Here is a 9310-nt window from a genome sequence, read left to right on the forward strand (position 1 = left end):
GACGAACATGAACCGGGGTGGGAGATACACGTCCTCGTAGTGTGAGTCGAGCGCCCGGACGGTGGCGTAGCCGACGCCAGCGACGAGCGATGCCGACAGCATGTGCGTGACGTGGTCCCACCACCAGACGTTCTGATAGGGTCCGAGGGTGCCGACCGCGTGGAGGAAGACGGCGGTAGTGATCCACAGGGTCAACCCGGCGTCCATCGGAATCCCGTAGTCGCGCTTGAGAACCGCGGGGATGTGCGTGACCGCGAACGCCAGTGCGCTGTTGATCATGATTCCGAGGTTGCCTCTGTCCATGCCGACGAAGAAGATGCCGACGAGGCAGAGTTCCATCACGCGCGTCAACTGCTGTTGTCTCCGCTTGGGGATGCCGAGGCGTTCGCGTACTCTCATTCGAGATGCTCCTGAATCTCGGCGGGCAACCGTTCTTCGGCCGGGATGACTCGCCGGAAGTACCATTCGAAGACGATTCCCGCGACGATGCCGACGACCGTCGCGTAGACGAAATCCCACATCAGTCGATACTCGCTGTGGAGGAGGTGCGTTCCGAGGTAGATGTCCGAAAGCCACTGGACGACCGCCCAGACGCCAGCCGTCGCGATCGTGGCGATGACCACGAAGAGGACGGCGAACCAGTGGTTCATCCGAACCGGGGTGAAGACGTGTAACTCGACGGCGACGATGAGCGCGAGCGCGGCGACCGAGAGATACGTGGCGACCCGTGTCGTGAGCGCGAGGGTCGCGAGTTCCCGTCCGAGGACGGGGAGTGCAGCGAGTATTAGCACTTCCCACGGGAGCATCGCTTCGGTGTTCCGAAAGGCCACTGGTGGTACCAGCGCGAGCGCCGCAACGCTTCCGGCGAACATCGCCCACAGCAGGTCGTCCTGCACCAGGCTCCCGATCATCACGATCACCAGAAATCCGACGAGTAGCCACGCCAGTCCCGCGTTGACACGCTTGTCTTCCACGAGTGCGTCCAACCGGCTGACCCGCTGTGCCATACCCTGAATACGAGCGCTGGCGGTAAGAAATGATAGGAAAGGACGCGAAAAATGAAATCCGTCGGGAATTTCAGGCGGACGGACGATTCGGTCGGGAAAGGGAGTCAGGCGAACTGATACACTGCGGCGTACGCGACGGCCGCGAGTGTCACCGCAGCCATGCCGGTACACAGCCACGCCGTCGGATTCCGAACCGGACGGAACGGTCGTTTGGGGTGCAGTTGCGGTCCGACGCCGACGGCACCCACCGCGAGCACCGAGAACACGAATTGATACGAGACCGAAAGCGTCGGGGCGGGAATCACCAGCGCGGCCAGCGCGTAGCCCACCCCGAGTGCGGCACGCGGGTGGATGTGTTCGCGGAACTGCTCACGAACGCGGCCGCCGTTGAGGTGAAAGTACACCGAGACGGCGAACCACGCCAGCACGACTTCCAGCCCGAAAATGGCGAGCAGGTTCAGCGTCGGGTCCGAAAGGATGGCGATGCGGGAGTGCAACAGCGTCACGTCGAAGGGGTAGAAGAACTGTGGCGGTGCCCCCGTGAACACGTCGCCGAACGGATGGGACATCAGTCCGAAGACGGCGGCGAGAACTAGCTCCCTCGGCCCGAGGTCGGTGCGCGAATCGGCGACGAGTGCAGCAACCGTCCCGACGACGACGAAGACGGACATGACTCCTGCTCCGAGGAAACCACTGTTTGCGAACGCGACCCAGACGAGTCCCGCCAGTAGGGCCGCGGACAGCAGTTTCCTCCACCGATCCCCGGTCGCCAACACGAACGCGGGACCGGCGATCGCGGCGACGACGAGCGAGTGGGTTACGGCGCGGTGAACGAGGTGTGCGCTCCCCCAGAACTCGGCTGTCATCCGCCAGACGCCGCCGAACCCCGACTGTACGAGACCGATCATCGCGTAAGTCATGTCAACGTCAGGAACAGTAGCGAAGACGCCCGCGATGATCCCAAATGCGAGTGCACGCTCTGTGGACCAGAATCGCCGGGCGACGAGCGCTGCCACCCCGAAGGCGAGCAGCGCGTGGCCGACCATCATGGAATTATCCTTCGCGTTCAGTCGTCATAAGCTTCTCTCCAGTTCGACCCCTACTGCATCCGGCCTTCGGTCTGCACCGTCTCGATGGTCTTCGAAAGCGATTCGATCGTCCGGTCGAGGACGCCCGCCAATTCCGGTCGATTCGCCGAGCGATTCCGTGTGCAGTCGCTGGTGCTGTTGTGGCAGTGTCGTTCTCCACTCCTTGCTGGAGCAGTTGCTCTTCAGTCGTCGTCGGCATACACCGGTCCGACCGTTCGGAAAGAAATAGCCGCTTGGAATCGAGTACGAGACGTTTCGCGTCGCACGTGTGACAGCCCGAAAATGTGAGAGTTAGAACCTCGATTGCTCGCCCGTGATCTCCTGTTGGATTCCACCGGTCGACGGCTCCTGTCCCGTCGTCCCCAGCTGGTCGAGCAATCGGTAGGTCGAATCGACGGCCCGGGAAAGAACCGACGCACACTCCTGACAGTGCGGGTTCTGGTGTCGCATACACTCGCTTGCACATTCCTCGGCCGCGTTCGCGAAGGTTTCGGCGAGCTCCGGTCCGAAAACCGAGTCACGCGCGATGAGCTTCGTGTTCAGCGTTCCGAGGTCGGCAACGTCACGGCAGAGCCGAATACATTCGGCCATCTCCGGCCCCTCGTCGAGACATTTATCGGCACACCAATCACAGACTTTCGCGGCCTGCTCGAAATCTTCGAGCGCGACACGCATCTCGCCCGGCAACTGGTCGTCGAACTGGCCGCCCGGTTGTGTCATTCCTCGTCCGATCTGCTGGCCGATTCCCCCTCGTTGGGTCGTCCCTTGCTGAGCCATTTCTCGTTGGCCCATTTCGCCGTGGCCGGTTTCACCGCCGTACCCCTGACTGGGCACCTGTTGGCCGATTCCCCCTCGTCGGCCACGTTGCTGACTGACGGGCGGTTGCCCGTACCCCTGCTGATACTCGGTGCCGTACTCGTTGCCACCGCCGCTCCGCGCCTGCGAGTGCTGCATGGGTCTCTGTTGTGTCATGGTATTTCTCCACCCAGCAACGTGCTGGGGTACCCCGTTCTACACCCATGACCCGAATAAACCGGACCGACCGTTTCGACCGTTCGGGATCCGTTCGCAGGGAGAAACGCCGCGTTGTGCGATTTAACGGTCCGTTGGGTATCGACTGCCGGGACGGCGGGGTTTTTGTCACCGCGCGTGATACGGAAAGGCATGGAGAACCCTACGGTAGGCGAGTTGACACCGCCCGACAGAACGCTGATGGGTCCCGGTCCGAGCGAGGTACATCCACGCGTCCTCCGCGCGATGAGCACGCCGTTGGTCGGCCATTTAGATCCGTCGTTCATCGACATCATGAACGAGGTTCAGGACCTCCTCCGGTACACCTTCAGAACGGAGAATCAATGGACCATTCCCGTCTCCGGAACCGGATCCGCCTCTATGGAGGCCGCTATCGGAAACCTGGTCGAACCTGGCGACACGATGTTGGTTCCGACTAACGGCTACTTCGGCGGCCGGATGGAATCCATGGCGAAACGGGCGGGTGGCGAAGTCGTCCACGTCGATGCGCCGTGGGGCGAACCACTCGACCCTGCCGACGTGCAGGTCGCGTTTGAGGAACACCAGCCCGATATCTTCGGATTTATCCACGCGGAGACGAGCACCGGCGTCGTTCAACCGGGCGTTTCCGAACTGACGAACATTGCCCACGACCACGATGCTTACGTCATCGCCGACTCGGTGACATCGCTCGGGGGCGTCGAGTTGAAGGTCGACGAATGGGACATCGACGTGGCCTACTCCGGCCCGCAGAAGTGTCTCTCCTGTCCGCCAGGTGCGAGTCCGCTGACGCTCAACGACCGCGCGATGGAAAAGGTGCTCTCCCGCGAGCAATCCCCCCGCTCGTGGTATCTCGACCTCTCGCTCCTCGAAGGCTACTGGGGTGAAGACCGGGCGTACCACCACACGGCACCTATCACGAACGTATATGCACTCCGTGAGGCGCTTCGGCTCGTCAGCGAGGAAGGCATCGAATCGCGCTGGGAGCGCCACCGCGACGTTGCCGGTGCGCTCAAGGCGGGCGTCGAAGCGATGGGTCTCGAAATGAACGCGCCCGAGGAGTACTGGCTCCCGAGCCTCAACGCGGTTCGCGTACCGAACGGCGTCACCGACACCGACATCACGAGCTACCTGCTCGACCAGTACGACCTCGAAATCGCTACCGGGCTCGGTGATTTGGACGGCGAAATCTTCCGCATCGGTTGCATGGGCTACTCCGCCCGCCCGGAAACCGTCTCGTACCTCGTGAGCGCGCTCGGCGACGCGCTCCGCGAACACGGCGCGGACGTGGACGTGGAGGCGGGACTCGCGGCGACGAGCGAAGCGCTCGGCAACTGAGTCGAAAACCGATTTCTACGGATGCACGGGCGGACTACCGAACGGTCAGCGCAGTTTCCAGAACCCCTTGTACGGTTCGTCCGCTTCGAGGAAGTTGAAGGCCCAGTAGAGCGGCTTGGTGCCAGTTTCGACCTGATAGGCGAGTTCACCGCGGTGGGACTCCCCGGACTCGATGTCGGAACTCTCGTTGAGCGGCTGTTTCAAACCGGAACTCGCGCCGATGTCCGCCGTGTACGCGAGGCCCGCTCCCGTCTTCACGTGCATCTGGAGCAGCGTCGAGACGAGCAGTCGCTCGTCGCCGCCGTTCGTGATTTCGATGTCCGGGACGACGAACTCGTGTCCGTCGGCCGCGTCCGTAATCTCGTTCAATTGTTTCGTCGTTCGGACTCCGTGAACGATGACCGAAACGCTGCCGCGTGACGCCTTCTCTCCCGACGAGAGTACGTCGTCGAGCGACTGTTTCAGGTCGGCGATCGAGTCGGCTTTCTTCCCGAGCGAGACGGTTACCTGCTTGAATCGAAAGCTGGTGAACGACTCGAAGTCGAGTCGAAGCGATAGCCCGTGCGTCCCCTTCGGCACCTCGAAGACCATGTCGCCGCGCACGACTTCACCCGGGGCGAGCACCCCGCTTCGAATCGGGTGATCGGGGGAACTGACCGACGGGTCGTACGTCTGATTCTCCCCATCCACGACGCTCGCGTCGAGGAAGTCCTCGAAATCGATGAACTCCGTTCCCCGGTTTTTGACTGCCATTCGAATCACCGCGAACGTCTTGCCCTCCTCCGCATCCCGAAACTCGCTCAACTTGTCCTCGGTCGTCACCTCGCGAACGACCATGGCGAGCGTGTCGTCCTTCACGACCGAACCGACCGACACAATCGTCTCCGTTCGCCTTCGTTCCGTGTCGCCGTTTTCGTTCGTTCCCGGGGACGAAGTGGACGATTCCGTGCTCGTCGAGGAAGACGACGTGCCCGCGTCCGTCGTGTCGCTCCCCTGGCTGGTACACCCGGCGAGCGCCGTCACCGCACTCGCCGTGATAAACGTCCGTCGTCCGACGTGCGCCCGTTTCTTCATGAAACAGAAGGCCCGTCCCGACTGTTAAAAGTATACGATGTTAATTGAACATCTAACCGAGGTGATCAAATGAGGTACGGCCGTTTTCTCCCCCGGAAGCGTGGACGAAAAACTGTACGACCACCAGCGCGTCGCGGATATCGTCAACGGGGAGTTCTGACGCCTACTCCGATTCGGCGGCTCCAACAGTATCTACGTCATCCACATTCTCGGCGTCCGTATTTCTGGTAACGTGCCCGTACTTCAGCAGGGCGACAAAGAACACGCCACCGATAGCGTTGCCGATGGTCGCGGCGAGGAGGAAGCGGCCGTAATCGACGAACGTGATTTTCGCGGACAGAAACATCCCCATCAGGACCTCGACGTTTCCGGCGATGGAGTGGGGAAGGTGGGCCAATCCGATGGCGGTCGTGACGATCCAGATGATGAGGACGCGGCTGACGGTGTCCCGTGCGGCGGTGACGAGCCATGACAGCAGGCCCATGAGCCACCCCGCGAAGATGCCGCTCCCGACCAGAACTAGGAAGTCGTGTTTGACCAATGCCGCCGAAATCTCGGTGAACGCTTTGGCGTGCGCGATGCCGAGTTTCGGGGCGATCGTCACGGCGAAGGCGGCGAACAGTGCCCCTCCGATGATGTTCGCCACGAACACGACGACCCACAGTCTGGCGAGCGAGGCGTACGACGCCCGTTTGTCGAGGACGGGGAGCACTGCCAGCGTGGTGTGTTCGGTGAACAGTTCGGAACGGCCGAGAATTACGAAGATGAACCCCACCGCGTACATGTTCGCCATGAGTAGCTCCGTGACGGGTTTCGACAGAGACCCGGTCATCAGCCCCGTCATCACCGCCATCAGGAGGGGACCGAATCCGATATCCAACCCGGCGGAGAGTCCGGACAGGAAGAGACCGCTGGTGGGACGCTGTAACTCCTCCAGTCCGAGATCGATCTGTTCCCTCAGGATGCTCTCGTACGATTTCAGGCCGTCGGCTTCCGTATCGGAATTAGTGGACTGTGCCATAGGATAAGGATCGTAGTGCCGTGTCCGCCAATGGCAGTCCGTCAGGAAAGCAGTTATGGCTCGGGGCATTTACCACCGGCATATTCCGGGTGTGCTCTTCGTTCCGGTCCGTCGAAATCGTACCGTAGACGCGATACTTATTATCCTTCCTCGACCTCGATTCGTCGTGTCGAATCGACGCCGTTCACCGTTCGATAACTTGCCATCCGTTCTGACGGACGACCCACCGGTCCTGACGGCCGTCGTTCTCGGGACGACTGTCCTCTGTACCGCCCTCCGTTTCGTGATTCCCGGGTTGCTCCCCGCGGTGCGTCGGAATCCGGACGCACTCGCGGCGGGCGAATGGTGGCGACTCGTCACACCCCTGTTCGTTCAAGCCGATCCGTGGTGGGCCACGCTGACGGTGTTCGTCGGTATTGCAATCGTCGGCGTCGCCGTCGAGCGCCTGTACGGACGTCGTGATTGGTTGCTGTTGTACTTCGGCGGTGGACTGGTCGGCGAACTCGTCGGTTACGCGTGGCAACCGAACGGTTCCGGGGCGTCGGTCGCCGGTGCGGGACTGCTCGGTGGGTTGTGCGTCTGGCTCCTGTGGCGCGGAAAATCGTTGCCGCTCCGGGTTCGAATCTGGGGCGTCGTGTGGCTACTCGTGGGTGTCGTTCTCGCCGCACTGCACGACATCCACGGCCCGCCGCTCTGCTTCGGAGCGTGTCTGGGCGCTCTGTTGTTGTTTCTCGAAAACTGACTGCGGCTACCCGAATCCCTACTCCTCGAAGCGCTTCCGCACGCTCTCGGCGTGCGCGTCCAGTCCTTCCGACTCTGCCAACGTCGTGATCGTCGTCGAGAGGGAGTCGAGCGCGTCCTCGTCCAACCGTTGAACGGTGGTCGACCGGAGGAACGTGTCGACCGACAGGCCGCCCGTGATCTTCGCCAGTCCGGTCGTCGGGAGTACGTGGTTCGTCCCCGAGGCGTAGTCGCCCGCCGCGACTGGGGTGTACGACCCGAGGAAGACGCTTCCCGCGCTGTCGATCCTGTCGAGGAGTTCCTCGTCGTCTTCAGCCTGTATCGAGAGGTGTTCGGCGGCGTACTCCTCGGCGAAGAGGAGGGCCTCGCTCATCGACCGCGCGACGAACACGCCGCTCGCGTCGTTGTCGAGTGCGGCCCGAATCACGTCCTCGCGTTCGCGTTCGCTCACCTGTTTCTCGATCTCCTCACAGACCGCCTCGGCGAACTCGGCGTCGTCCGTGACGACCACTGACGACGCGTTTTCGTCGTGTTCGGCCTGCGCGACCACGTCGCTGGCCACGAACGCTGGGTTCGCGGTCCCGTCAGCGAGGACGAGGAGTTCGCTCGGTCCGGCGAGGAAGTCGATGGCCACGTCGCCCTGCACTTCGGCTTTCGCCGCCGTGACCCACTTGTTGCCGGGACCGACGACCTTCTGCACGCGGTCGATCTGTTCGGTTCCGTAGGCCATCGCCGCGATGGCCTGTGCGCCGCCGACGCGGTACACTTTGTCGGCCCCGGCGGCGTGGATCGCGGCCAGCGTGATGTCGTTCTGCGGTTCGCCGGGCGGCGTGGCGACCGCGACCTGTTCCACGCCAGCAACTTTCGCCGGGATGACGCCCATCAGCGCGCTGGAGGGGTACGCCGCCGTGCCACCGGGTGCGTACACGCCCACACGCTCGATGGGGCGGAATCGACGGCCGAGTTCGCGGCCGTCAAAGTCCGCACGCCAGTCCTCCGGCACTTGGGACTCGTGAAACGCGCGGATGTTGTCGGCCGCGTCCTCGATGGCCTCGCGCACGTCGTCGTCGATCTCCTCGTAGGCGCGTTCGGCGTCGTCCGTGATGTCAATATTGCCGACCTCGACGCCGTCGAACTCACGGCAGAACTCCCGGACCGCCACGTCTCCTTCCTCGCGCACTCGGTCGATGATGTCCCGCACGTCGCCCCTGACGCCCTCGATACCCGCGTCACGGTCGAACAGCGCCTGACGCTCGTTCGGCCCGAGTTCGGAGGTCTCCGTTGGATTCATGGACGGGGTTTCGAAGCGGGCGGAAAAACACGTTGCGCTCTCGGATGAACACGTCGTGGGAGATGATTCGGATTAGTGTTTAGATGGGTGGAATTACTGAGAAGTAATTGTTGAGAAAACTGACCGAGTTACATTGCCGGAGTAATTTTGGATGATATGTGGTTATGACTGCCGTAAAGACTACCTCGAAAGCCCCCGCCCGCTCGCGGTCGCTGTGCAGGATATTCTGGCCTCCCCGCACCGCACGGCCAGAATAGTGCCCGCACAGACGCCCACGATAAACGCGAGCGGACGGCCCCTTTCAATCCACCGTCAGAGCTGTGCTCTGACGAGGACACCCAAGCGCCGCACCGGACCACATTCCTCCCCAACCGATTCCTCCACTCGTCGCTGACGCTCCTCGGTCGTCATCCCTCGCACGATATCCAGTCAGGCCCTCGGACGACGTGGCTCGCGGCGTTGCCGCTCGCTTCCGAGGTTTCTGCGAAACCTCGCGGTCCTCGGCCCTGCTGGCCCGCGCGCCACTCGGTTGGACGAGACAGGCGATACGACCCAGCTGCCACGGCGCGTGAAGTCCTCGCGAACGAAGTTCTCGTGAACGCAGTGAACGAGAGCACGGAAGAACGAAGCTCTTCCGGAGTGAGCGAGAAACGCAGTCGGTTGGGGACGGTGTGGCGCGGTGCGGTAATGTTGGGGCTCGGTCGTTGCAATCACAACGAAACCAGAACGGTCTCGTAGT

Annotated in this window: 8 protein-coding genes and 1 pseudogene; 2 read left to right on the top strand and 7 right to left on the bottom strand. The window is 62.5% G+C overall.

All coding sequences use genetic code 11. The features are described 5' to 3' along the window. The 4 genes and pseudogenes from WBV42_RS06450 to WBV42_RS06465 form a co-directional block, all read right to left on the bottom strand. A pseudogene (locus WBV42_RS06450) lies at nucleotides 1–399 on the bottom strand (hypothetical protein); the annotation flags it as partial. After that, nucleotides 396–1007 (bottom strand): hypothetical protein, encoded by a 612-nt coding sequence (locus WBV42_RS06455; RefSeq protein WP_423985297.1) that lies wholly within the window; start codon nucleotides 1005–1007, stop codon nucleotides 396–398. The pseudogene WBV42_RS06450 and the gene WBV42_RS06455, both read right to left, overlap by 4 nt. A 104-nt stretch (nucleotides 1008–1111) precedes the next feature. After that, entirely contained in the window at nucleotides 1112–2056 is a 945-nt protein-coding gene (locus WBV42_RS06460; protein WP_423985298.1) for a metal-dependent hydrolase, read from the bottom strand. Nucleotides 2057–2386: 330 nt separating this feature from the next. Then, nucleotides 2387–3067, bottom strand: a complete 681-nt coding sequence (locus tag WBV42_RS06465; protein WP_423985299.1) for a four-helix bundle copper-binding protein — start codon at nucleotides 3065–3067, stop codon at nucleotides 2387–2389. A 192-nt stretch (nucleotides 3068–3259) separates the two neighbouring features. Here WBV42_RS06465 and WBV42_RS06470 point away from each other — a divergent pair, with 192 nt between their 5' ends. After that, on the top strand, nucleotides 3260–4444 hold the full coding sequence (locus tag WBV42_RS06470) for a pyridoxal-phosphate-dependent aminotransferase family protein (RefSeq protein ID WP_423985300.1): 1185 nt from the start codon (nucleotides 3260–3262) through the stop codon (nucleotides 4442–4444). Between the two features lie 45 nt (nucleotides 4445–4489). On the opposite strand, the gene WBV42_RS06475 is transcribed toward WBV42_RS06470, so the two are convergent. After that, entirely contained in the window at nucleotides 4490–5518 is a 1029-nt protein-coding gene (locus WBV42_RS06475; protein WP_423985301.1) for a DUF4352 domain-containing protein, read from the bottom strand. Nucleotides 5519–5681: 163 nt separating this feature from the next. Next, nucleotides 5682–6539, bottom strand: coding sequence for a formate/nitrite transporter family protein (locus WBV42_RS06480; RefSeq protein ID WP_423985302.1), 858 nt, complete (start codon nucleotides 6537–6539; stop codon nucleotides 5682–5684). Between the two features lie 199 nt (nucleotides 6540–6738). On the opposite strand from WBV42_RS06480, the gene WBV42_RS06485 reads away from it, so the two are divergent. Beyond that, nucleotides 6739–7281 (top strand): rhomboid family intramembrane serine protease, encoded by a 543-nt coding sequence (locus tag WBV42_RS06485; protein ID WP_423985303.1) that lies wholly within the window; start codon nucleotides 6739–6741, stop codon nucleotides 7279–7281. Between the two features lie 18 nt (nucleotides 7282–7299). Here WBV42_RS06485 and hisD read toward each other — a convergent pair whose 3' ends face one another. Then, complete coding sequence (gene hisD, locus WBV42_RS06490; RefSeq protein ID WP_423985304.1) at nucleotides 7300–8571, bottom strand: histidinol dehydrogenase; 1272 nt, start codon at nucleotides 8569–8571, stop codon at nucleotides 7300–7302. Nucleotides 8572–9310: the final 739 nt, after the last annotated feature.

It is taken from the genome of Haladaptatus sp. (assembly GCF_049589095.1).
Classification (GTDB): Archaea; Halobacteriota; Halobacteria; order Halobacteriales; family Haladaptataceae; genus Haladaptatus.